Below are 24,857 nucleotides of genomic sequence, written 5' to 3'. Positions count from 1 at the left end.
GTCTCTCCTATAAAGGTGCGGACGTCTGGTTCGAGGGGGCTGGCAGCACCAGGCGTTGTCCGGGATTGTTCCCTTGCAGATCCAGTAACATTACCGTAGCCGGGCTGACCATGGTAGGCCGTTTGACGTAAATCAGCGTGAACGGTTGATCCGGCACCTTTATCCGGCCCAGCAACCCCTGCTGGCTGTCTTTCAGGGTGAGGTTGCCGTCGGCCGGTCGCTCAAGCCGGGCAACCTCCCAGTGATCCGGCAGGGCCTGCCAGCCCCGCAGGTCGGCCTGGGTGGTGGCCAGGGTGTAGATAATTGAGCCAATCTGGCCAACAGCGCCCAGTTGTTCGGTGGCCTGATACTGCATGACTCCCTTTACCACGGCCGCTGAAATTGCGCGGGTCAGGATGCCGGGGAAGCGCGCCTGCATTTCCGTACGAATGACCCTGCCCATCTGGGCCATGGTGTCCGTGTTCACTGACGGGCCGTCACCGGAACTGGCAATCAGGTTGCCGGGCACAGCGCGGCGGTCTTTGTAGCGCGGGAGCGCGATGGCGGCGAAAATCAGTGATGGTCGATCCCGGGGAGTCACAATGAGCGGTACGTCAAAGCGAACTTCCTCGAGTACCGGCCCCAGGCCGTTTTCGTAGAGCACCCAGACCATGGGCGGCAACTCTTCCCGCCGGAGCTTGCCTGCAGCCAGTGACTGAGCCAGTCGGGCATCAACCGCCAGCGTTGGATTGCCCGGCGTCATACGGGCAACCCGCTCGAAGGAACTGACCGCTCGATCAATATCCGACTGGCCGTTACCCGCAGCGAGAAAATACAGGCCGTGCAGGTAGGTACTGACCGGCACGATATAATCGGCATACACAGCCCAACCCGCCGGATCACCGTAGCGGTCCTCCAGCACTGAGCGGAATTCCCTGCTTTCAGCGTTGCGGCGCACTGAGGCGGCATTAGTGGGCCCGGACTGTACCGCCTCGCGCTGGGCCCGAATATCTTCGGAAAAATAATCCACCGCACGCCGGGTCCGGTCATCGGCCCGGTTGAATTCTACCCGGGCAAAGTCGCTGTTGCCCTTTGCCAGAAAGGACAGCCCCTTGTAGGTATTCACCAGAATGGCCTCAGACATCAGCGCCCGGTAATCCCGCGATGATTCGTTAACCAGTACCGAGGCGACCTTTCCCATAGCGGAAGAAGCCACCGTTTGGGTATCCAGGTACTTCATGCCAGACTCCGCCTGGTCAAAGGCGCTGATGGCGGCATCGTAATCGCCCGCCAGGCGGTAGGCTTCGCCCAGGTGCAGCAGTTCCAGTACCCTATCGCCGGAACGGCCATTCTGCCCGCTGTCTTCCTTTTTCGTCGGCAATGCCATGGCGTTGGCGGCAGACTGATAATTACCCCGATCGTATGCGCTATTAAAGGTTGCCATCCGGTCACGCTGCTGGAAGGCGGAACAGCCCACAATGCCCGGCAGGAGGATCATTGCTATGGAGAGGTTCAAAAAACGGCTTGGCAATCGGCTGTTCAACATCATTATCCCGAGCGGCGCCTGGAACTGGCAGGTCTGATAGAGAGTCCGAAGTCATTGGCTTTGCCCCCTCATGGGTGAGGAAGAAAACCGCAGTTCGGACTCAGCTATGGCAAGAATACATCAAGTGAACCGGATATGTTTCCGGACCACACTATCGATGGCCCTCAGTAGACATCCTCCAGATACCGCCCCTCGGCTCTGAGAGTTTCCACATCGGTGCGCAATGGCTCGAGAATGTCTTCAATGACCTGCATTACCCCTGCTGCCATATCCCGGCCACCACAGACCAGGATCTGAGCCCCCTTTTCAACCATCTGACGCACAGCGATCTGATCCTGCCTGAGCTTATCCTGAACATAGACACGCTCGTCAGATCGAGAGAACGCCGTATTCAGGGCCGTCAGCCGATGGTCTTCAAGGTAGCGCCCCAGCTCGGGTTGATACAGAAAATCCGACTGCGAACTGCGCCCACCCCAATAAAGATACATAGGATGACGTTCGGTATTTTTCCGGATAAAACCGGTTAGTGGGCCAATCCCTGCACCGGCACCAATCAGAATAATCGGGGTGTTGCCAGTCGCTGGCCGAAAGCCAGGGTTATGGCGGATAAAGCCATCGATACAATCCCCAGGCCTGAGCTCGTGTAAATATCCGGAGCAAAGACCACCAGGTTGTTTGCGTACGCATATCTCCAGAATCCCGTCACTGGCAGAGGATGCCAAAGAGTAAAATCGCGCGGCCTGGCCATGCGGAGGCATGACACCAAGCAGGTCGCCCGCGTCAAATGGTGGCAGAATTTTGCGGCCTCGGAAGAGAAACTTCGGCCACCGGCCCCGACCCGGCTCTGCCGCCCTGAAACGAAGGATGCTGGTCGGTGCCTGCACGGCGAGCCCGTAATCCGCCCGCTCCACTAGTTCCAGCTTTACCGTGGGCGGCGGCAACGGATCGTGGCTCAGCGAAAGCGGAGTCCCGATAAGCTCACCGACCTTGTCTCCCCATTCGCTGAATTGCGTGGCGGAACACCGATCAATCAGCTCAATGGTCTGCAATTGGCTCAGGCCTTTACTGGCGAGCGCCCCATCCACGTCCAAGGCAAACTGACAGAAATTCGGAAACTGGCTGTCACCAAAGCCCAGAACGGCATATTTCAGTGTCTTCTCGCCCCTGAAATCACTGAGTCTGGCCATGAACCGGCGAGCGGACGCCGGCGCGTCGCCGTCGCCATAGGTCGAGGTCAGTACAAAAAGCAGGGAGGCCTGCGGATAATGGTCAGCCAATGCGTTCATCTCGCCGCAATGCACGCGAAAACCTGCCTTGTTCAGGCTGCCATGGAGTTCCCGGGCAAATCCCCTGGTAGTATTACCTTCGGAACCGACGAGGATAATAGCTTCAGCCTGAGAGACATCGGCATTGTCCGGAATCTGCCCTGACGACCGGCGACGTCGCCACCAGATGCTTATCCCTGTCACCGAGAGCACCGGCACGGTCAGCGCCGCAGCTCCGAGAATCAAACCCAGCCACCACAGGCCCTCGCCGGTATGCAAACTGATCATCCACTGCTGGAACACGCTACCGCCAGAGCGGGGCTGGTACTTCAGCAGCTCACCGGTCGCCTGATCAACAAACCCGGAACCGCCGCTGGTGGTCAGTGAATAGACATCCTGCGGGTCATCAGGATAGGGAAACACCAGTTCCCGAAATTCGCTGAGGTCCACCTCCGAGAGGGCGCCCAGCGTTGCCACCGGAGCCGGTTTTCCACCAGAGACCTCAGCAGGGAAAGTCGGCCCGGTTTCGGGAGTTTCCGGCAGCAAACCAAAGCGCTGTGCCGACATATAACTGCCGGTCAATGCCGACAGCAGCAACCCGAGAACGGCAAACCGGGCCAGTTCGGAATGAATCCGTTTGCCGCCGGAACCGGCGAATGGCCGTAACAATGCCTGCCAGCCGCCGGTCCGACGGACCAGCAGCAGAATTCCGGAGATGCAGAGAAGTAGCATCACGGCGGCCATCACCCCGGCCAGCCCCCGGCCCGCGTCATCCAGCAGAAACGAGCGATGCAGGTCCCTGATCCAGATAAAAAAGGCCGATGGCTCATAGGGCGCAATGCCTTCGCCAGTCAAGGGATTAACCAGATCCGCCCCGGGCCGGCCGTCACGGTTGTAATAAACGACTACTCCACCTGAAGGGCCACGCACAATCTGTTCGGTTCCCGGGTAATGGGCCACGACCCGTCCTGCCAGCTCCGCCACGCTTACCTCGCCAGCAGCCGGGATCACAGCTGCCGCCCTGTCCATGGCGGGCGCCAGGGCCAGTACCGCCCCGGTGACGGCAAGCGTCACCAGGAACAACGCCACTAGCAGACCCGGTAAACCGTGCAATTGTCGCAACATAGCCTTGGCTCCTGTCAGTCCGTTAAAAATCGTAGCGGAATGAGCGAACATAACCACGCCCGGTGACCGGCTTGCCGGAACCTTCAGTGGTCAGTGGTACGGCGACATCCGCCCGGTTGTCCCGCATATCTTCAACGGCGGTGTCGATACGGATCTCATAGCCCTTGTCGATCAGCGCATCGTCCAGGTTCAGGGTGATTTTCAGGGTGCGCCCGCTGGTTATACTGGCTCCGGTCAGGCCATCGTACTCAGCCGGATTCAACCCGCTGCCACGGGCCCAGCCACTCAGGTGCTTGTAGTATTTGGATTTTTTCCCCGCAACCCAGAGAGTCCCCTGATATTTGCCGGAAGCATCCGTAAGGTAAAGCGCCAGGTAGGCGCCATCGCCACCGTAGTCGAGTAACTCGGTCGTAAAGGTCACTTCACGAGCCTGTGCAAGAGCGGGTAAAGCAATGGCTATAGCCAGGGCCAGAGCAAAAAAGATCTTTTTCATACAGTCTCTCCGATAGAAACGTACAACGCGTTAAACAAGAACGGACAGGATTGGCGGATTATTCGACCGTCACACTCGGGCGACCCTTGACGATGCCATTTCGCGGAACCGGCGTCTCGCCAGTGCCCTGGCCGCCGTCACGTGCCTTTGTCCGGTAATCTCCATCGCTGTCATCATCGTCATCGTCGTCCTCTTCCTCTCGCTCCATGTCCATCAATATCAGGGAGGCGGGTCCGAAAGAGGCCTCCGCCCGGTTACCCTCCGGGTCACGGCCCTTTACCTCATAACAGCCGTCATCCACCTTGATGCGGTATACCGTCCAGCCCTCGGCTTCCAGTTTCTGGCGCAGGTTTTCCCGGGGCTGCCAATTGGCCACCGGGTCATCACAGTCATCGTCAGCCAGCAGAGGCGTACTCAGAAATAGTAGAGCGAGGGATATAATCACGGGTTTGGTCTTCATGGGATGTCTCCTGTTGAATCCACAATGAATACCCTATGAGGTTTTCCTGACAATGGCCTGAACGCGGCCAATCATGGACATCTTCCACCGTGTTAAAGTCACGAACGCAAACTGTCCGCGCCATTCAGGCTGCTGTCAGGTCCCGGCTGTAGTATCTTTCTCCCAGAACTGGATCAGAGGTGAACTATGCGGGTACTGTTGGTTGAGGATACTGCAGGGCTTGGCGAGGCAGTGCGGGATCAGATCGCGGATGACGGCCACGCGGTAGACTGGGTGCAAACCCTGGCCTTTGCCGAAGCCAGTGTTCAGACCACGGCTTACGACCTGATTCTGCTCGACCTGATGCTTCCGGACGGCCATGGCTTCGGTTTCCTGAGGAAACTAAGGGCAACCGGAAACACGACTCCCGTAATCATCCTTACTGCCCGGGATCAGGTGTCAGACCGGATTGAAGGACTGAACGCCGGCGCCGACGACTATCTGGTAAAGCCCTTTGATCTTTCCGAGCTGTCGGCCCGTGTGGCAGCGGTAGCCCGTCGTTACCGGGGCAACCCGAGTCCACGGATACGCGTGGGTCATCTGGAGGTGGATCTTGGTGATCATCGCATCAGTCGCGACGGCAAACCGGTGGAGCTTACCGCTCGAGAGTGGGCACTGTTCGAGGGCTTCATCCAGCGACCTGGAATGTTATTATCACGGTCGCAGTTGGAGGATCGCCTTTACGCCTTCGGGGCAGAAATCGAAAGTAACACCATCGAGGTTTATGTCAGCCGTTTGCGTAAAAAACTGGGGCGGGACGCCATCATAACGGTCCGGGGCATGGGCTATCGCCTGGAAACACATGACCAATAGAACCAGCTTACAGAAAAACCTCGGCATCGGCCTCACACTCGGCGTCATCCTTCTCTGGCTGTTAGGCGTTACAGCTTCCGGACTCGTGGCACAGCACGAAATGAACGAGGTTTTCGACAGTGCTCTGGAAGAAACGGCCCAACGCATTCTGCCGCTGGCCGTTACCGATATCCTGAACCGGGAAACTGGCACCGGAAATCAACGGGCCCCCGCCATGAAAGACCATGACGAATACCTCACTTACCTGGTCCGGGACGACCAAGGCAACCTCCTGCTCCAGTCCCACGATGCCGACCCCCGGGTTTTTGGCACATTACCCGGGGAAGGGTTTTCAAACACGTCGACACACCGGATCTACGGAGCATCTGCCGTCAGTGACACCATCTACATTGAGGTGGCGGAACCCCTGGCTCACCGGCGCGAAGCTGCGTTGGAGGCGGGTCTGGCATTGCTGATGCCTCTGATTTTCCTGATTCCGGTCAGCCTTCTGGGTGTCTGGTGGATGGTCCGGCTTTCCCTGCGCAAGGTGGTCGAATTCCAGCAATCGATAGAATCCCGGGGCGCTGGAGATCTGTCCCCCGTTGCGGGCGATCGGTTACCAAAAGAATTTGAGCCGATCGCCGTTGCCGTCAACCGGTTGCTGGAACGATTGCACCGCGCTCTTGAGGCAGAACGGAGTTTTACGGCCAACAGCGCCCATGAATTGCGGACACCACTGGCAACTGCACTCGCCAAAGTGCAGCGACTGAAAACCCAGGTACAGAGTGATCAACTTAAGAATAATGTTGCCGAGATTGAGGAAGCTCTGCGCAGCCTGTCGATGCTGTCCGGAAAACTGCTCGAGCTGGCGAAAGCCGAAGGAGGGGGCGCAATATCGCAAAGTCGGCACAACCTTGTGCCAATACTGGCGATGATCGTTGCTGATTTTGAAGGTCAGGTACCGGGTCGAATCATCCTGAACCTGCCCGAGAGTGAAGTGAACTCCTTCCTTGATCCCGATGCCTTTGCCATCCTGGTGCGCAACCTGATTGAGAATGCCCTCAGGCATGGCTCCCATAAACAGCCTGTGGAGGTCAGCATGGTAAACGATGGCACGCTGAGAGTATGTAATGGCGGTAACATCGTGCCACCGGAACAGCTCGCCCTGTTACGGAACCGGTTTGCACGCTCAAAAACGGATGCGGCCGGTTCCGGCCTGGGCCTGGCCATTGCGGATGCTATTGCCACGGGTGCGGGCCTGACATTGCATTTGCGTTCGCCGGCAACAGGACGCCAGGACGGTTTTGAAGCGGAGCTTAATGTGGCAGGCGCCCGGTAAGTCCGCAGTATTGGCAGCGTGGGCCGATCTCATTGTGCCCTGGACTGGGTTATTCCCAACTGCCTGTTGACCGCATCCCGAATCTCCCGGTAACGATCGGGATTATTGATCAATGCGTCAAGATCATCCTCGGGAAAAATCTCTTTCTTCTTTATCCTGGCTTGCTCTTTGGCAAAGATGGACGGCAACAATTGTTCCAGACAGCGCAACATAACCTCGGGCGAAACCGACGCCCCGGGCGATGCCCCCAGTAACGTCCCGTAGGTTTTGTCCCTGGACACGAGGATTTCCGTGCCCATTTGCAGATCCCCATCCTTGATGATTTGCACTCGCTGGCCTGCTTCAACCGGTTTCCAGTTAAACTTTTTACTCAATCCCGGGGCAAAGTTGTCCAGTTCTTTAAACATGCTTTTTTCGCCCTTGAACGTCTCTGAAACCAGATATTTAACCAGTGGGAAATGCTCCAGGACGACATTCAGCAAGCCGGGGATGTCATGCAGACGCATCGAACCAAGGTAATCCAGAAGTCCACGACCTTTCTCAAGAACCGGTTTGAATGACGCGAAAGGACCAAACAACAAGTAGTACTGACCCTCCGCCACCCGCAAATCCAGATGCGGCACGGACATGGGCGGTGCGCCAACCTTCGCCTTACCATAGGTTTTAGCCCGGTAATGATCGGCCTGCTCGGCGCTGATCGGGGCCTGCAGGAAGCGGCCACCCACCGGGAAGCCGGTAAACCGTTTTGCAAAAGGCAAGTGGCTCTTTTTCAGGATCGGAAAGGCACCGCCGCCGGCGCCCACAAACAGCACATCCGACTTGTACCGGCTTGCAACTCCCCTGCTTTTCGTTTCGACAAGCCAGGTTCCGGACGGACTACGATGTACACGCTTTACATGGGTGCCGTATTGGATTTTCACGCCCAGATCTTTGACGGCATACTCGGCCATTTGCTCCGTCAGGGCGCCAAAATTAACATCCGTCCCCGTTTCAATAACGGTAGCCGCCATTTTTTCATGGCGGGGCCGTCCCTCCATGGCGTAAGGAATCCAGCTCTTTATTTCATCGAAATCCTCTGAGTAACGCATGTGCTCAAAAAAATGATGAGCGGACATTTCCTTGAACCGCAACCGCAGTTCTTCAATCGCAGATTCGGAAACAATGGTGCAGTGTTTGGTCTGGTTGATAAAAGACGTAGGGTCCTTGATGGCACCCTTCTCGATCAGATAAGCCCAGAACTGCTTGGCAACATTGAACTGGGCGTGGATCTTCAAGGCTTTTTCAACCGAAATGACCTCTGCATCCACCGGAGTATAGTTAAGCTCGCAGTTTGCTTCATGCCCCGTACCGGCGTTGTTGAATACCCATGAGTTCCCCGCCCCGGCGCCATCCAGTCTTTCCAGAATGGTGATATCCAGCTCGGGTGCCAGCTCTTTCGCCAGGATGGCGAACGTGGTACCCATAATCCCTGCGCCTATGACGATTACGTTCATAAAGTCTGCTCACCGGTCTGAATTTTTCTGACAGTAGTCAACAAAGTCTTCTGGCTCGAAAGTACCATGGGTGGTTTATGGATAGAAAGAGGCTTGCTCAGCCAGTATCAAAACGCCCCGTGTCTGCGAAACCGGACAGAACTGTCCGAAAAATCCGACAGTCTCTAAGGGTTTCGCGCTTGAGCTGTCCCGATGTCCGGACATTTGATGCGAAATACCTGGAAAAACGATCCAATAAAGATAACAAAGCTTTATAAACCAAAGTATTACGCGATTGGCACGGTTTCTGTATATTTCTGTATAAGTGCCAGCAATAACTATAAAAACTGCCTGAAGAACAACTCGTTAAAAATGCTGTTTTTCAACTTCGCTCGGATAATAATAGGGAACAACTATGCGTTTTCTCCTCTTGGCTCTTCTGCTGGTAAGCCCCCTGTGTTTCAGTAAAACCGTCGTTATCATCCAAAGCTATCACATCCAGTACAAATGGGACGCGGATTACATCGCCGCTGTTCAGTCAGTACTTGGCGACAACCATAAAATTCATATTCTCGAGCTGGACACGAAGCGTCTGCCCAAGGCCGAATGGCCCCAAAAAGTTGAAATCACGCAGCAAGCCATCGCGAAAATCAATCCGGACGTCGCTATTCTTGGTGATGACAACGCCTTTTCGTTAATGGCCGCGCATCTGGTTGAAAAGAATATTCCCGTTGTCTTCCTAGGTGTGAACGGAGGGCCCGTGCAGCACCCTGCTCTTGAGCACCCTCTGGTCACCGGCATACTAGAGCGGCCCTTCTTCGCGGAAAGCATCCGCCATCTGAGAAAAGTACTCAGCCAGAAGGATCGTTTCCTTGTGTTGATGGATGATTCACCAACCATGCGCAATGCCGTAAACGAATACTTCGGTGACAAAAGACAAGCCACCCTTTACGGCTCGCAACTGGACATTGTGCTTACCAATGACAAGGACACCTGGTTGCAAAGCGTTTTCAATGCACACGAAACCTACGACGCTATTGTGGTCGGCACGCACCACACCATTCGCGATGAAGCCGATAACTACATCACCCCAAAAGAGCTCATGACTGAGGCATTTACCCGCACCCGAATTCCGATCTTTTCATTCTGGGATATTTTCATCGGCAAGGAACAAAGCATCGGGGGATTCACCATTTCAGCCCATCAGGAAGGCCTGACCGCAGCTCGCCTCGCCTCCCTGATACTGAACGGGGTTAAACCCAATCGCATACCCCAGCTGAAATCCCTGAGTGGCCACTACGTGTACAGCGAAAGTGGACTGAAACACTGGAACCTGGATTTGTCGCCACTGATCGCCAGCCAGGCGAACTTTGTTGACTAAATCGTCACGATTCACTCCAGACAATTCCCGTTCGGTCGTTAACTGAGATATCTAGCACTTTGGAAGAGGTTGTACAGTGACTGCCACCATTGTTGAATCTATTGAGCGTCGCCTCGGCGTGCGCGGCAAACTGCTGATTGCACCGGTGTTTATCTTGCTGCTGTTCGCGCTCGTCACTTTTTACAGTGTTCGCGAATTCCGGAGCCTGGATGATCGAATGGGCACTGTCGCCAGGGACCTTGCCCCCGAGACGGCGATTGCAACGGATGTTCTCATCAACCTTTACCGGTTGAGACTTTGGGTTTTCGACTATTACGCCACGGGTAACGAGGAAGTCCTGTCCCGTCTTGAGCAGCTCGAGTCTGGATTTTTCAACGATCTGGCAGATGCTCAGGCAAACATCCGGGCCCCGGAACGTATCCGGCTGGTCAGGGAAATCGAGCAGGCCACCTCCCGGTACGTTGGTATCTTCGAAGAGGAGTTGGTCCCCGCCAAACAGCAAGTTCAGCGAATTGTTGCCGAAGAACTGGACCAGTATGGCCCTGCCGCTTCCAAAGCATTGCGCAGGGCTATTGACGGCATCACCAACCGGGAACCGGACAGCCCACTCCGGGTCACGCTTGAGCAGCTGATCCACGACACGCTCCTGATGCGAATGGCAACCCAGCGATATTTTTCGGATGGCACTGAAACCTCCGAGAAAGCACTGGGTTATGCCATGGAGGATGTATCGGACGCCCTTTCCTTTCTCGATATGGATGCCGTGCCCGATTTCATACGCCAATACCTCGATACGGCCATTGAGGCGCTGGAGAAATATCAAGCCTCAGTGAACAATCTTTTGCTTCATCAAAGCGCCATGAACCGAACCAAAACAGAACAACTCGATGTTCTGGGCCCGGAAATTACGCAACTGGCGAGGGAGCTCGAACAAAAGGTTTTTGTTGCGCTGGAAGCCGTGGCCGATGAGGCGGAATCAGAAACCGACACTGCTCTGCGCCTGACTATGGCCGCCTTCGCAACCTCTGTAGTGCTGGGACTGGTGGTCGCCTTCCTCTTTAGCCGGATGATGGCCACTAGCGTGAAACGCGCTCGCGCGGAAATCCTCGGATACCTGGAAGACATTGGCAACAATCGCGGCAATGTCTCAACCCGGCTCACCAAAGGGCGCCCGGATGAAATCGGGGACTTCATATCAGCCGTCAATTCGTTTCTCGAAACCCTCGAGGACATCATCTCAAGGATTGCCACGGCATCCCGGGGGTTGACCAGCGAATCCGAGTCCCTGTCCGGCATTACAGAGAGGACGACAAAAAACTCCGGGCAGCAGAGAGACCAGATTACCCAGGTATCAGCGGCGATGCAGGAAATGGTTTCCACATCCGATGAGATCGCTTCAAATACCAACGACACGGACGAATCCGCTCGGCAGGCCGCGCGGCTGGCCGATTCGGGGCAGGCAACCGTGACCAATGCAATCCAGTCGGTAACCCGGCTTGCGGAACAGGTCCAGGAGGGTTCCAAACGTATTCAACGCCTGGAACAGGAATCTGGTGAAATCGGTGGTGTCCTCGAAGTGATACAGAGCATCGCCGGGCAAACCAACCTCCTGGCCCTGAACGCGGCCATTGAAGCAGCCCGGGCGGGAGAAGCCGGCCGGGGATTTGCTGTGGTTGCTGATGAAGTCCGGGGGCTCGCCAAGCGGGTTCAGGATTCAACGGTCGATATTGAGCGGATTGTTTCCAATCTCCAGAGTGGCGCCGCGGGGGCCGTGGTTGATATGAGCAAGGCCAGACAGATGGCCGGAGAGGCCAGCGAAGAGGCCGGCAGGTCCGGCACGGCGCTTTCGGACATTCTGGCCGCAGTGAACCGGATTGTGGACATGACCACACAGATTGCGAGTGCCACCGAACAACAACGGGCGACCGCCGCGGAAATGACTCAGAATGTCGAGGCCAGCAGTGGTGCCATCGACGAACTGACTGGAGACATTTCTCACGTAAACGATTCCAGCAAGGCGCTTGCAGGTATGGCCGAAGAAATGGACAGCCTCGTTCGCCGGTTTCACGTCAGCTAATTATTCCGGTTGTTAACTGCGTCATAGGCGGTCCCGGTTATTGCTGATACTTTCAGGGCTCACGTTACGAAATGTAAACGTATACGGAACAGCCCAGAGGGATTTCGCCATGAAACGCTCACGCCATTGCCAGGTTCCTGGCTTTCGCACTCAGGCCGCCGTCCTGTTCACCGCGGCCATGGGCTTCAGTGCTGCCCACGGGGCAAGTCCGGTAAATGTTATTTTTTCAGCGGAAAATGCCCTTTACGGCGCCGGCTATGACATCGGGCGTGCGGACGGCTGGTATGACAACAAGTTGCGGGCCGCTGTCCGGAACTATCAGGACAAAAGCGGCCTTCCCACCAGCGGTGACCTGGATTCGCAAACCCTGAAGGCGCTGGGTGTAAATACCACCGCCAAGGCAACAGTCAGCAGCAATGCTGTCGCCAGCCGTGAAGACGCTGTGGCTGCACTGGGTTTACCGGAACTGAACCTGCGGTTACGGCCTCAAGCTGTGGCGAAAATGGTGCCGCGAACGGAGCCAAAGCCCGAGCCATCTGCACCGTTGATCGAGGCCCCCCGGGAAACGGGAACTGAAGAACCTCCTGCAAGCGCTGAGGCATCTGCAAGCAAGCCACCAGAAGCTATTGATGATTCTGATAACAAAACCATTTATAGTCAATTAGTTAAAAACGGAACCTCAACTCCTTCTGAAGCTCCATCCTCGTCCTCCCCGGCCGTTTTGGGGGTCGTATCCGAGTCGTCCAGTGAAACTGCGCCAGCCCCGGAATCCGAGACCGAAATCGTTGACTCCGTACCATCGGCAAATCAAAAACCTGTTACCGCTGTTGCAGTAGTGGCCGTTGAGGCAGACGGTCCATTAGCACAGCTGCCAGCAGAGCCAACAAGTACCGCCCCCCTTGAGCCTGAAACCGAAGTTACAGTCACAGAACAAACCGCCGGCACTGGCAACCCTGCTGCAACGAATCAGCCTGAGAACGAACCCCGGCGTAGTACCGGTGGCGGATTCTTCAGTGCGTTGTTTGATTTCTTCTTTGGCTGGCTGGTGTAACCGTCAGCCCTGAGCCCGGCGGCTGAAAACCTTCCAGTCGACCACGTTGCCATCCGAATCAAAATGAACGTAGCCTCGGAAGCTTGGATCCTCTTCCCAGGCTTTCACGAAGCCTACGGTTTCGCCGGCATCAGAAACGATTTCAAAGGCCTCGCTGCGGACAGCTGCAAGTTCACTATCAGGATCAATCTCAGAACGTTTGAGGGTAACGGAAGAGTCTAAAGGCAAGGTGCTTTGCAGGAATTCCTGGATCATCGTCGAGCTCTCCTTTCTGGGTGAACCGTTGGGGTTCTGGAGGTAGCCAGACTATAGACTGATCCGTTCAGGGAATATACAGATACAAATCAACTTTCTTATATTTTTTCGAGATAAAAACACTTTAAGAACAATGGTATATTTTATTTTTGCCACATTCCGAAAACGCTGAACTGGTGATTTTCTCACCAGCTCAGGAGATTACCGGTGCAATTGCCGGTCAGTTCTTCCGGATCAGAATTTCCAGAAAGGCGTGCTCAGTTTCTGTTCAACCAGTTCGGGTGAAAACCCGACGTCGTTCAGCAACCGGCGATCCATTGTCATAACCAGGCGGACGAAGTTGCGCTTCATCCGCCAGCCTTTGTAAAGAGAAGCTGCGCTTTTCATTTTAAAACTCCTGAGTCAACGACAAAATGTCGGTCATTCAAAACCGGGACCTTGTTTAATTAGGATCCTATTTTAGGGTTGACGAGGAGTTTTCTAAATACTTGGAAACCCCTACACACAGGGGCTCTCAGCGTTTTTCCGTTAAATTCAGGCTACACATTCATTACGTTTTCATGATGCCTTGTCGTTTGAAACCAGCGCCTGGTAAAGATTATCCTTAAGCCGGGCGCGCTTCTGTTTCATGCGATGCAATTTGTCGTCACTAATAGGCGCATCCCTCTTTTCCAACCCCTCTATCTCCTGATCCAGCTCCGCGTATTCCCGGAATTTTTCATCGAACCTCGGGTCGTTGCTCTTGAGCTCATCAATAAGGTCACTGTACTGGGGAAATTCTTTGTGAAGCTCATGGCTGGAAATGCCCATCGTCTTGCTCTCCTCTTCTGTGCAGAGTTATGCATCGTGTCGATCAAAGGTGATCACCTTCAGCATAGACGAGCCTGCCAGTTTCCGGGCTTCTTTGACAAATCGCTAATTACGCACGACGTTACATGGGTATAGCATGGAAGAACGTTAAACCAGTTACGCCTCGGGACACTCGCGAATGACCTTTGCACGAATTACCGGCACCGGCTCTTACCTGCCAGACAATATCGTTACCAATAAAGACCTTGAGAAAATGGTCGACACCACAGACCAGTGGATTCGCGAGCGCACCGGAATCGAGCAACGGCATATTGCCATTGAGGGACAGACCACGGTCGACCTGGCCGAGCAAGCTGCGAGGAACGCCATTGACGCCGCTGGCATTAACGCTGAAGACATTGATCTGATTGTGTTCGCCACCTCCACCCCGGACAAGATTTTCCCGAGCTCCGCCTGCATTCTTCAGGCCCGGCTGGGAATCCATGGCTGCCCCGCTTTCGATATTCAGGCAGTCTGCAGCGGTTTTGTCTACGCATTGGCAACTGCGGAAAAATTCATCAAAACCGGCAGCAGCAAGAAGGCGCTCGTCATCGGGGCTGAGGTATTCTCCCGCATCATCAACTGGGAAGACCGTGGCACCTGTGTACTCTTCGGGGACGGTGCCGGTGCGGTGATCCTGGAAGCCGATGACGAAACCGGCATTCTCTCCACGCACATCCACGCCGATGGCCAATATGAAGAGTTACTTCATGTGCCCTGCGGTATTGCGGATGGTTATGATCAGGTGAAAGCCGGGCGCGCGTTTGTGGAGATGAAGGGCAATGAAGTGTTCAAGGTGGCGGTGAACACGCTCGGCAAGATTGTCGACGAAACCCTCGAAGCCAATCAGATGCAGAAATCGGATATTGACTGGCTGGTGCCCCACCAGGCCAATCTTCGAATCATCTCGGCTACTGCCAGAAAACTGAATATGTCCATGGACCAGGTTGTTGTTACTGTTGGCCAGCATGGCAACACCTCTGCGGCTTCGATCCCCCTTGCCCTGGATGTTGCCGTGCGCGACGGGCGAATCAAGCGCAATGAGGTGATCCTGCTGGAGGCCTTCGGTGGCGGATTCACCTGGGGTTCCGCACTACTGAGATACTGATTTTCCCTTCCCGTACCCTGTCTTTCCGGGCTTCGGCAATTGCTGAAGCCCGATTGCCATTGTGTTGGCGACCCCCTGTCGGATAGACTGTGTTTTTATACAGTACTACTAACGCTCACTGCGAGGAATGACCATGGCAGTACAAGCAGTCTACTTTTCCGATAGGGACGGCCTGGATATGGCACTGAAAAATCCTGACACGATGCTGTTCACCTCAAAAGCCGAAGCCGATGCCCGGGATAAGGTTCTGGAGCTGGCCGAAGAAATTCAGGTATTTCTCAGCCGCAAGGTTGAAGGGCTTGGCGATGACCTGGCTGAACGCTGCGCCATGGCCATCGCTGAAGAAAAGGATCTGTTTCAGAAATCGCTCAAAAAACCGGATCTTCTTAACGCGGAGCAGGAATAAGAGCCAAGGGCGGCAGGCAGGTAAAGGCCGCCCTGCCTCACGCTATGCTTTTCCACTGCCCCTTATCGTAACGCTCTGCCCCATTCTCAGACATCCGGCACAGGCAGACCCACTGATTCTGCACCAGGGCCGCCACGTCTGGCTGGCAACGAATCACCGACTCTATCCGCTGTGCCGGAGCGTCAATCAGCACCGTCAGCCGAACCGGTTCGTGGCGCCAGTAGGTTCCGTCGTGCACCGATTGCAGAGGCAGGCCGATCCTAAGATGCGACCCATTGCCTTCAACCACCCCCACATTGCCACCAACGACCGAATGAAGCAGCTTGTTCCCTGAGCCGTAGACTTCCGGAACCGTTACCGAAGCAAAGTACTGGAGGTTAATCCAGTTGGCTACGATCATCGGAGCGGCAAGCAGCCCTTCCAGCAGGCTGCCATCGGCATCCAGGGCGGGATCATAATCGTGCAGAAATACCCGGCCGGAAAGATTCCTGCCGCGGGTTCTTGTCCGCTTGGCAAAGATGATGGCTGCATTGTTGGCCAACCCCCACTCCGGACGCACCTCTGACCAGTCTCTGGTCCTTTTCTCCATGGCTTCTTTCAGCTGGTCATCCCCCAACCCATTCAGTTTCAGTGGCGTTGCCCGCTCCTTGCGAACCCGAACGCCAGCCTCCTCAAAACCCGCCTGTAAATCCGCCAGTTTATGAACGTGGGAATCCGGAATCAGGTGGTGATCGGCAATGGTCACCTTGTCAGTGGCCGTGCAATGCTCGGCAGCCACGGCCCAGGTATAGTCGGGGATTCTTATACCCCGGGCGGCCAGCCCTGCCCGGATTTCGGGCTCGTTGATCAGGCGGGCGGCAAGGCGCGCGTTGACGCCGCCACTCTGGCCGCCGCAGGCGCCGCAATCCAGTCCGGCCTGATTCGGATTGTTATCGGTATGACTGCCATGGCCAACAAACACCAGCAAGGGCGCAAAGCTGCCGGTTAACGACATGCCCCGGAGCATGTTTTCTGCCAGCGTTACCTTTTCCGCATCGGAAAGGGGATCACCGCCATGGTTATGAACCAGTCGCCCTTCAATACAATGTTCAGTATTGCTGTGCTGGCCACGCTTCAAGCTGTCCTTCAGCAATTTCCAGGCCCACGCAAGCCCGGTTGTTTCCACCATAGTAAATGTGGAGAGACTGCTGTATTTCGCCTTTCTCACCGATTCCCGGGCAATTTCCTTCTGATCCAATGCCCTGTTTTCAGCGAAGTCTTCCCGCAAGCTGCCCTTGGTATCGATTAAACGGTATGGCGCTGACAATAGCCCCGGCAGGCGCCGGACCGGCGCGAAAGGCCCGTGCTGCTGGTGCGCAATGGGCATTCCGAAAAAGCCCGCGAAACCCAGCGTCTGAACGCCGGGACAGACCTCTTCCAGGTGTCGGCGCATCACTTCAGACCGGACATCAATACAGAAGACAGCCTGGGCTTCCAGCGTCTCGTTGTCTGGAACCGAAACCGGCTCGGTCTGATGCCCGAATCCAAGCGCCTGCCAAAGCGTGCGCTGATAACCGAGCTCAAACGCACGCTGCCACACCCAGAGCCTGTTCCGATCGTTCCGGTCGCCGGCACGGCGTGCCCGCGCTCTCTGTTTCTGCCATTGGGCTTTTTGGGCGGGCGAGGCAAAGCCAGCGCCGAGGGACTCCCAGACCAGCATGATGGCCAGCAGTTCTGCGCAGCGATCAGACGATGCGCCCTCAAGGCCGGCGCGCCAGTCCTCTCCACGGCACCAGGAGGCCCAGCCGTTTACCCGAAGCAACAGACTGTGGAACAGGGCCTCAAGCTCCTGACCAGAAACCCTGATGGCCTTGATCGATTCTTCAATCGCCTCATCCATGGTATCCGGCACGGCGTTGAAAAACGCCCGGGCACCCGCCAGACCGGTTCTGAAATCCAGGGAACGATCCTCGCGAACCGACTCGAGCCAGAACCCGAACAAACCCGTGTCATATTCGCCCCTGGTCGCAGACCAACGGCCCTGGCGCTGGTCAAAAAAAGCGCCACAGGTTTTCGAAACCTGATCACAAACCACCTCAGCCAGGTTCTCTTCACCATTGCCTGCGGAGTTTGCCGGACCTCCTGAAAACGTACCAAGAATCGAGCCCTGTCCGGGAGCAGAGGTGTTTGATGGACGGCCAGGCCAGTCCAGATAATCCGCAAGACACTGCTCGCCGCCAAACTCCTCGATACTCGCCCTGAGATCCTCTTCCCGGATCCGGCCGCCGTCCCAAGCCTCCCGGTAATACTCCGGGGGCATCAGCATGTTGATCCCGCCACGCTCCTGCAGAAGCTGGTCTGCTCTCGCCGCCGTACTATGCCTCAGGCCCCAGAACGGGTTGACCGCAATCCACTGATCCAGCGGCCACACCGGCGCAATCAGGTTACAGGCCTTGCGGAAAGAGTCGCGCCAACCATCATCCATTACCTGCAACTCCGGCACCGACACCGATAAATTGGTCATGATCTTTCCTCCAGTCTGAACGGATGATGGGGAACTCTACGAAACATTGACGGCACCCTCAGCGCTTCGGCCGCCAGCTGACGGGTCAGCCGGTCAAACGGCAGGTCGAGATAGAGCCCCTGCCGGAAGTGGGCGCCGAGCACCCGGGTTGCCCGGAAACGGGCGCCCAGAACAATCAGCAGCGAACATAGGGCCAGCAACGCGACCATTGCCGCCCCCAGTGCGTAACCGACCGGAGGAACGGCAAAACCCTCATGCACGGGCACCGCCGGCCCCACCAGCGTATGCAGCAGTGAATAGACCGGAACCAGCAACACCGACATGCCTGCCAGTTTGAATTTTACTGAAGCGGTTGCGCCGGCCGGTATGCCCATGGCCGCGGCGGCGACTGCAAGCACCAGCAGCGCCCCGAAAACCGGGTTGTGCTCAACAATCCACGGAGCCTGGAACAGAATCAGAGTTGCGACCAGCCCGGTTGAGCCCGCCCAGAGCATCCGGCTGGCCACTGGAGGCTCGGCAAAGCCACCCGCCGCCGACACCACCACCGTGCGCCCGGAGGCCAGGAAGGAGTGGGCCTTATAAAGCGAGTGAGCCAACAGATGCAGCAGCGCCAGCGTGTAGGCTCCCATGCCGATTTCAAACAGCATGAACCCCATCTGCGCACAGGTGGACCAGGCCAGAGCATGCTTCACGGAGTGTTGGGTCATCATGGTGAGCGCCGCAACGACCGCTGTGAGGCCGCCAATCACCAGCAGTAACAGGTGTCCGGCGGTGAATCCGTCGAAGACCGGGAACAAACGCAGCCACAGAAATCCGCCGAGGTTGATCACGCCGGCATGCAACAGTGCAGAAACCGGCGTCGGCGCCTCCATCACCCGGATAAGCCAGCCATGGAAGGGGATCTGGGCACACTTGAGAATGGCCGCCAGAGCCAGGGCCACCGAGGCCATGGTCAGCTCCGGCGAACCACCTGCACGGGCGGTCTCGCTCGTCACCATCTCTGGCAGGTAAAAGGTGCCGTAGTGGAGATACAGCAACACCACACCCGAAATCACCAGCACGTCTCCGGCGCGGCTGACGATAAACTTCTGAACCGCTGCCATTCGCGCCTGTGGCCGGTCCTGGTAAAGCGTAAGAAGGTGGTGCAGGGCCAGGCTGACACCAATCCAGGCGCCTGCCAGAATCAGCAGGTTATTGGTGAAAACCAGAACCAGAACCGAAGCGATCGTAACCAGGAACCAGGGAAGGAAGCGATCACGGCCGGGATCCTGGCTGAGATAATTGTGCGCAAACCGCAGAATCACCCACCCAACGAACGCCACCATCAGAGCCATCCAGACGGCGATACCATCCGGGTACAAGCCAAAGCGACTGCCGAGGGTAGCCAGTGTGTTGCTGTCGCCAACGACCACGGACTGGATGATAAGCAAAGTGGCAACCAGTAAAGACGCGGCCATTGAGAGCACCATCAGCCAGCCGGCAATGCGCCAGCAGTGATTCCGCTTCAGGGGGCTTTTCAGCCAGCCGCTCAATCCGGCCAGCGCAAAAAGGGCCACCGGCAGCATCAGCCAGATGGCCAGTACCAGTAACGAAGAAAATTCAGCGATTGGATTCATAGGGACAAACCTTCTGTTTGGCGGAACCTTTCGGGAGTACTTTGCCCTTGCCAGACCGATATAAAAAATGGTTTATACTGATTAATTCATTCTGTTTTTGAGAACGGTCGGCAATGAAGCTCAATTACCACCACCTGTATTATTTCTGGAAGGTTGCCCGCACCGGCCATCTCACCCGGGCGGCAGACTCCCTGCATATTTCCCAGTCCGCTCTTTCAGGGCAGATCCGGAAACTGGAGGAAAGCCTCGGCCATGACCTGTTCATTCGGGAGGGGCGCCGGCTCAAGCTGTCCGAGGCGGGACGCATGGCTTTCTCCTATGCCGAAGAAATCTTCCGGCAAGGTGAGGAACTGTCGGCCCTGTTTGCCTCAGGCGCGCAACCGAACCGGGAAATCCTCCGCATTGGCGCCGTCGCGACCCTGTCACGGAACTTTCAGGAGGGTTTTCTGCAACCCTTACTGAACCGGGAGGATCTGGAGCTTAGCCTGCAAAGCAGCCACATCGATGAATTGCTGCGGCGTCTGTCGGCCCATCGACTGGACCTGATTCTTTCCAATCAGACAGTACAGGGGGATGAGCAGAACCCCTGGCGCTCCCGTCTGATCGCCAAACAGCCGGTAAGCATCATTGGCCCGACGGGCCTGGAGGTGCAAAGAGAGTTCCCTGAGATGCTCAGGAACCGGAGCCTGATTGTTCCGGGACCGGACAACAACATACGCCAGGCTTTTGATCAGCTCTGCGAATACCACAGGCTCCGCCCGCACATTGCCGCGGAAGTGGACGACATGGCCATGATGCGACTGCTGACACGGGACACCGGGCACTTTGCCATCATGCCGCCGGTGGTGGTGCGGGACGAACTTAAAAGCGGGGCCCTGTCGGATTACGGCGCCCTGCCCGGCGTCTTCGAGGAATTCTACGCCATCAGCATCCGGCGCCAGTTCGAGACTCCAGCGCTGCGGGCGCTGCTTTCGCAGACCTCTGATAATTTTCTCGCCCAGCCCACGGTTGATCATTCTGACTAGCCAGTCTGGCCAAAAAAGTCATCCATCGGGGTGCTGTAGAACCGTATACTGATCCCGAACGAGCACAACAATAATGACGGACAGCCTTCCATGACCCCGCCCAGCGAACGTGAACGCCCATCCATTCTGATCATTGGCGCCGGTTTCGGCGGCCTCGGAATAGCCATAAAACTGAAGCTGGCGGGCTACACCAACCTGACACTGCTGGAAAAAGCCGACCGGGTGGGTGGCACCTGGCGCGACAATACCTACCCTGGCGCAGCCTGCGATGTCCAGTCCCACTTCTACTCCTACTCGTTTGAACCCAAGCACGACTGGTCCAGAAAATTTGGCCTGCAACGGGAAATCCTCGGGTACATGGAACACTGTGTCGCCAAATACCGGCTGGCCGACCACATCCGTTTTAATTCGGAAGTGCAGGAGGCGGCTTTTGATGACAACAACAATCAATGGACCGTTACTCTGGCCACCGGCGAGCAACTGACCGCAAGCGTGCTGATCACGGCAACAGGCCAGTTGAATCAGCCCGCCTGGCCAAAGCTCGATGGCCTGGAGCGCTTCAAAGGCAAGCTGTTTCATTCAGCCCGCTGGGATCACGGCTATGATCTGACGGGTAAGCGGGTAGCGGTTATCGGTACTGGCGCGAGTGCCATCCAGTTTGTGCCGGAGATTGCCCCAAAGGTAAAACAGCTGGACCTGTTCCAGCGCTCTGCCGCCTGGGTGCTGCCCAAGCCGGACCGCCCCTTCAAACCCTGGGAGCAGGCCTTGTTCCAGAAAGTCCCGGCCTGGGACCGGGTCTACCGCTATCTGATCTACTGGAAAAACGAAAGCCGGGCCCTGGCATTCACCAAATTCAGCGGATTGCTGGAGTTCCATGCCAACCAGGCAAAACGAGAAGCCAGAAAGCAGGTCACCGACCCGGCAAAGCTGCACCGTATCATCCCCGATTACAAAATCGGCTGTAAGCGCATTCTGATTTCCAACGATTGGTACCCGGCCATTAACCGGCCAAATGTGAATCTGATTACCGACCCCATTGACCATATTGATGAGACCGGTGTAGTTACCCGAGACAGCCACCACCACCCGGTGGATGCCATCATCTGCGGGACCGGTTTCCGGGCCTCGGAGTTTCTCTCCCCCATGCGGATAACCGGCCGGAGCGGGAAGACCCTGAACGAGGCCTGGCAGAACGGCGCAGCCGCCTTCAAAGGCATCACCGTCAGCGGCTTTCCCAATCTGTTCATGCTGTATGGCCCCAACACCAACCTGGCCCACAACTCCATTCTGTACATGCTGGAGTCCCAGTTCCGTTATGTCCTCGGTTGCCTGGATGCGCTCGGAAAATACCCCGGCTCCGCCATGGACGTTCGCCAGGACAGGCAGGACCGGTTTACCCATGTCGTCCAGGACGGGCTTGAAGACACTGTCTGGAGTTCCGGGTGTACTTCCTGGTACCTTGATGCTAATGGCCGGAATACCATTAACTGGCCGGGGTTTACCTTCACCTATCGTTTCGCGACACGACGGGTGGACACTGCGGACTATCAGTTTATTTATCCCTCTCAGCCATCTGACTGAGGCAAATCCTTCATCAATACTTGAAGCCTTCGCTAATTCATAGGATGATTGGGTCATAGGTTTGAGGGATGATAGACACATGCTAGAACGTATCCGCAAAGGCTCGCTTGTGGAAACCGCGATAGAAAGCCTCCGAAATGCCATCGAAAAAGGCGACTGGGATGTTGGCGATCGTCTGCCGGTGGAATCGGAGTTATCAGACGCTCTCGGGGTAGGCCGGAACACTGTCCGCGAAGCGGTTCGGGTGTTGGTGCATGTGGGGATGCTGGAAACCCGGCAGGGAGATGGCACCTACGTGCGCGCCACCCGGGACGCCGGCGAAACACTCCGCAGGATCACCCGTACCCAACTGGCGGATCAGCTGGAAGTGCGCATTATGCTGGAAACCGAAGCCGCCAAGCTGGCTGCGGCAAGGCGCACAGTCCAGGATCTGCGGAACATGACCAGCGCCCTCGATGCGCGGGCCAAAGCCGGTGGGGATCTGCAAAGCCGCATCCGCCATGATGAAGCCTTCCACCACGCCCTGGTGGCGGCCTCCCATAACCCGGCACTGGCTGAGCTGTACAATTACTTCTCCCACGCCGTCAGCCAGACCATCGAGCAGACCGAAACCAATACCGACCTGCCAGAGCCGTCCCAGGAAGATCATGAACTTCTGCTGGCCGCGGTCCGCCGGCAGGATGAGACCAGGGCGGAGAACCTTGCCAGGGAATTATTGAAACCCAGCCTTCAGGCGCTCAAGCGGCAGGAGTCCTGAAATATGAGGTTCAGGATTGATACCTTCACCCTGCTCCTGCTCGGCGCCATCGTTCTGGCAACGTTTCTGCCCGCTACGGGCCAGGCCGGAGACATGCTGGCGACCGCCGGCACGGTAGCGGTCGCCCTGCTCTTCTTCTTCCACGGTGCCGCCCTGTCCCGGGAGCAGATTGTTTCCGGGGCCACCCATTGGCGCCTGCACATTCTGATCACATCGCTCACGTTCATTTTCTTCCCGCTGGCGGTGTTGCCCATCAACGGCCTGAGCGACATTGTGCCAACCTGGATGCCGAAAGATCTGGGCCTGGGGTTCCTGTACCTGGGTGTACTGCCATCAGCGGTCTCCTCCTCCATCGCCTACACGGCCATGGCCCGGGGCAACGTACCTGCGGCCATCTGCAGCGCCGCCGCCTCCAATGTCTTCGGCATGATGCTGACACCCTTCCTGCTTCTGCTGCTGGTGAGCACCTCGGGGGGCGGAGACTTTTCAGTGGCCGAAGCGCTGAAAGACATTATCCTGCAACTACTACTCCCCTTCACGGTTGGCCACGCCATGCGGCCCTGGCTGGGCGGTTACCTGGCGCGAAATGAAAGCCTGATGGCACGCTACGACAAGTGTGTAATCTGGTTGATTGTCTACTCGGCCTTTTCCTTCTCGGTGGAAAGCGGCCTGTGGCAGAAACTGCCGTTGCAGGCGATCCTGTTCGCTATCGCGTTGTGCCTGGGTTTGCTCTCGCTGTTTATAGTGTTTGCCAGGTTTCTGGTGCGGCGATTCGGCTTCAGCCTCGAAGACGAGGCAGCTGTCGTGTTCTGCGGTTCCAAGAAGAGCCTGGCATCAGGGTTGCCCATGGCGAAGGTACTGTTCTCCGGCCACCCGGGCTTCGGGATGATCGTTTTGCCGATCATGTGCTACAACCAGATCCAGGTGATCGTCGGGGCAATCCTTGCGCAGAAATACCGGGAGAAGATTGAACAGGCCAATGCAGAAAAAGCGGAATAACCGGGGTGGCGGCTTTAACCGCCCCCCATTCCGCCAAAGAGCGCGGCAAGAATGACCAGGCCCACAATCCAGCCAATGATCGCAGGCCAGAAATTGACCATCTGGGGAGGCTCATCGTCCTGCGCTTCCGCCATCTCCCGTTCTGGGTAATTGCGCTCATCCGGCAAATCCCGAACCTGCTCAACGCTGAACCAGTTAAACCAGTCCCCGAGAAACTGGGCGACAGGAGCGGGAAACGTGCCGTTTTCAGCCATTGGGCGCAACTGCGGCTCAAGCTGTCGGCCAATCTCCCGGCGCAATGGCTTCTGATCCGCTGGCGGTTCATTAAGAATCGCCTTCCAGATACCGACGTCCTTGCTCCGGGAGGAGTCGTTCAGCAGCGCCTTGATCTGGATAACCACCTCACGGACAACCTGGCCGTCGTTGGCATCAAGTGGACGATCAGCCACCTCATCCCCGGCCCGGCCCTGCTCCTGCAGCCGAACGGCTACCGGCTCTTCCTCCAGTGGCTCCGGGGCATCACCCACCGCCTCCCGAAACGCCTGCTCAAGGCGCCGGGCCTCGGCATCAGAGGCAAATTTTAGCTGTTGCTCATACGCATCCTGGATCCTCCGGCGGTCGCCGGTGGGCTCAATTCCGAGGATTTCCCAACAATTCATAGAGCTGTAACTCCCGGGCCTGACATTCATTACATTTTAGAGAGACAAAAAGACCGTAGTCCCCTACGATAGGCACTAAC

Annotated in this window: 22 protein-coding genes; 11 read left to right on the top strand and 11 right to left on the bottom strand. The window is 56.7% G+C overall.

Annotation, left to right across the window (positions count from 1 at the left end; genetic code table 11):
• Positions 1–7: 7 nt before the first annotated feature.
• From D0851_RS01525 to D0851_RS01510, 4 genes are all read right to left on the bottom strand, one after another.
• Positions 8–1,528, bottom strand: coding sequence for a COG3014 family protein (locus D0851_RS01525; RefSeq protein WP_227539400.1), 1,521 nt, complete (start codon positions 1,526–1,528; stop codon positions 8–10).
• Between the two features lie 161 nt (positions 1,529–1,689).
• Positions 1,690–3,915: a PepSY domain-containing protein gene (locus D0851_RS01520; RefSeq protein WP_117617048.1), complete on the bottom strand. Its 2,226-nt coding sequence runs from the start codon at positions 3,913–3,915 to the stop codon at positions 1,690–1,692.
• A gap of 22 nt (positions 3,916–3,937) precedes the next feature.
• Positions 3,938–4,408, bottom strand: a complete 471-nt coding sequence (locus tag D0851_RS01515) for a DUF2271 domain-containing protein (protein ID WP_117617047.1) — start codon at positions 4,406–4,408, stop codon at positions 3,938–3,940.
• A 58-nt stretch (positions 4,409–4,466) separates the two neighbouring features.
• A complete protein-coding gene (locus tag D0851_RS01510; protein WP_117617046.1) occupies positions 4,467–4,868 on the bottom strand; it encodes a PepSY domain-containing protein in 402 nt (133 codons plus the stop codon).
• Between the two features lie 186 nt (positions 4,869–5,054).
• On the opposite strand from D0851_RS01510, the gene D0851_RS01505 reads away from it, so the two are divergent.
• Positions 5,055–5,720: a response regulator transcription factor gene (locus D0851_RS01505; RefSeq protein WP_117617045.1), complete on the top strand. Its 666-nt coding sequence runs from the start codon at positions 5,055–5,057 to the stop codon at positions 5,718–5,720.
• Entirely contained in the window at positions 5,710–7,038 is a 1,329-nt protein-coding gene (locus D0851_RS01500) for an ATP-binding protein (protein WP_117617044.1), read from the top strand. Before D0851_RS01505 ends, D0851_RS01500 begins: the two co-directional genes overlap by 11 nt.
• A 29-nt stretch (positions 7,039–7,067) precedes the next feature.
• Here the strand turns inward: D0851_RS01500 and D0851_RS01495 are convergent, their stop codons facing one another.
• Positions 7,068–8,531, bottom strand: coding sequence for a malate:quinone oxidoreductase (locus D0851_RS01495; RefSeq protein WP_117617043.1), 1,464 nt, complete (start codon positions 8,529–8,531; stop codon positions 7,068–7,070).
• Between the two features lie 394 nt (positions 8,532–8,925).
• On the opposite strand from D0851_RS01495, the gene D0851_RS01490 reads away from it, so the two are divergent.
• The 3 genes from D0851_RS01490 (at position 8,926) to D0851_RS01480 (ending at position 13,019) form a co-directional block, all read left to right on the top strand.
• A complete protein-coding gene (locus D0851_RS01490) occupies positions 8,926–9,891 on the top strand; it encodes an ABC transporter substrate-binding protein (protein ID WP_117617042.1) in 966 nt (321 codons plus the stop codon).
• 76 nt (positions 9,892–9,967) lie between these two features.
• Positions 9,968–11,968: a methyl-accepting chemotaxis protein gene (locus D0851_RS01485; protein WP_227539399.1), complete on the top strand. Its 2,001-nt coding sequence runs from the start codon at positions 9,968–9,970 to the stop codon at positions 11,966–11,968.
• 109 nt (positions 11,969–12,077) lie between these two features.
• Positions 12,078–13,019, top strand: coding sequence for a peptidoglycan-binding protein (locus D0851_RS01480; RefSeq protein ID WP_117617041.1), 942 nt, complete (start codon positions 12,078–12,080; stop codon positions 13,017–13,019).
• A 3-nt stretch (positions 13,020–13,022) separates the two neighbouring features.
• Here the strand turns inward: D0851_RS01480 and D0851_RS01475 are convergent, their stop codons facing one another.
• The 3 genes from D0851_RS01475 to D0851_RS01470 form a co-directional block, all read right to left on the bottom strand.
• A complete protein-coding gene (locus D0851_RS01475; RefSeq protein WP_117617040.1) occupies positions 13,023–13,274 on the bottom strand; it encodes a hypothetical protein in 252 nt (83 codons plus the stop codon).
• A gap of 234 nt (positions 13,275–13,508) precedes the next feature.
• Positions 13,509–13,661 (bottom strand): hypothetical protein, encoded by a 153-nt coding sequence (locus D0851_RS20125; RefSeq protein ID WP_162893658.1) that lies wholly within the window; start codon positions 13,659–13,661, stop codon positions 13,509–13,511.
• A gap of 171 nt (positions 13,662–13,832) precedes the next feature.
• The gene (locus D0851_RS01470; protein ID WP_117617039.1) at positions 13,833–14,084 is read right to left on the bottom strand and encodes a YdcH family protein; all 252 of its coding nucleotides are present in this window, start codon (positions 14,082–14,084) and stop codon (positions 13,833–13,835) included.
• 178 nt (positions 14,085–14,262) lie between these two features.
• Here D0851_RS01470 and D0851_RS01465 point away from each other — a divergent pair, with 178 nt between their 5' ends.
• Positions 14,263–15,231, top strand: coding sequence for a beta-ketoacyl-ACP synthase III (locus D0851_RS01465; RefSeq protein WP_117617038.1), 969 nt, complete (start codon positions 14,263–14,265; stop codon positions 15,229–15,231).
• A 133-nt stretch (positions 15,232–15,364) separates the two neighbouring features.
• Complete coding sequence (locus D0851_RS01460) at positions 15,365–15,637, top strand: YebG family protein (RefSeq protein ID WP_117617037.1); 273 nt, start codon at positions 15,365–15,367, stop codon at positions 15,635–15,637.
• 37 nt (positions 15,638–15,674) lie between these two features.
• Here D0851_RS01460 and D0851_RS01455 read toward each other — a convergent pair whose 3' ends face one another.
• Together D0851_RS01455 and D0851_RS01450 are read right to left on the bottom strand one after the other, a co-directional pair.
• Positions 15,675–18,140 carry a YbcC family protein gene (locus D0851_RS01455; RefSeq protein WP_117617036.1) on the bottom strand — a complete coding sequence of 822 codons (2,466 nt, stop codon included), beginning with the start codon at positions 18,138–18,140 and terminating at the stop codon, positions 15,675–15,677.
• The gene (locus D0851_RS01450; protein ID WP_117617035.1) at positions 18,137–19,756 is read right to left on the bottom strand and encodes an NADH-quinone oxidoreductase subunit L; all 1,620 of its coding nucleotides are present in this window, start codon (positions 19,754–19,756) and stop codon (positions 18,137–18,139) included. The genes D0851_RS01455 and D0851_RS01450 overlap by 4 nt, the downstream gene beginning before the upstream one ends.
• 113 nt (positions 19,757–19,869) lie before the next feature.
• Here D0851_RS01450 and D0851_RS01445 point away from each other — a divergent pair, with 113 nt between their 5' ends.
• From D0851_RS01445 to D0851_RS01430, 4 genes are all read left to right on the top strand, one after another.
• On the top strand, positions 19,870–20,781 hold the full coding sequence (locus D0851_RS01445) for a LysR family transcriptional regulator (RefSeq protein ID WP_117617034.1): 912 nt from the start codon (positions 19,870–19,872) through the stop codon (positions 20,779–20,781).
• A 90-nt stretch (positions 20,782–20,871) separates the two neighbouring features.
• On the top strand, positions 20,872–22,362 hold the full coding sequence (locus D0851_RS01440) for a flavin-containing monooxygenase (protein WP_117617033.1): 1,491 nt from the start codon (positions 20,872–20,874) through the stop codon (positions 22,360–22,362).
• 79 nt (positions 22,363–22,441) lie between these two features.
• Positions 22,442–23,119, top strand: coding sequence for a FadR/GntR family transcriptional regulator (locus D0851_RS01435; RefSeq protein WP_117617032.1), 678 nt, complete (start codon positions 22,442–22,444; stop codon positions 23,117–23,119).
• 3 nt (positions 23,120–23,122) lie between these two features.
• Positions 23,123–24,118: a bile acid:sodium symporter family protein gene (locus tag D0851_RS01430; RefSeq protein ID WP_117617031.1), complete on the top strand. Its 996-nt coding sequence runs from the start codon at positions 23,123–23,125 to the stop codon at positions 24,116–24,118.
• Positions 24,119–24,132: 14 nt separating this feature from the next.
• On the opposite strand, the gene D0851_RS01425 is transcribed toward D0851_RS01430, so the two are convergent.
• A complete protein-coding gene (locus D0851_RS01425) occupies positions 24,133–24,777 on the bottom strand; it encodes a J domain-containing protein (RefSeq protein ID WP_117617030.1) in 645 nt (214 codons plus the stop codon).
• Positions 24,778–24,857 lie beyond the last annotated feature (80 nt).

Source organism: Marinobacter sp. Arc7-DN-1 (genome assembly GCF_003441595.1).
GTDB lineage: Bacteria > Pseudomonadota > Gammaproteobacteria > Pseudomonadales > Oleiphilaceae > Marinobacter > Marinobacter metalliresistant.
This window is presented reverse-complemented; position numbering and strand designations above follow the sequence as displayed.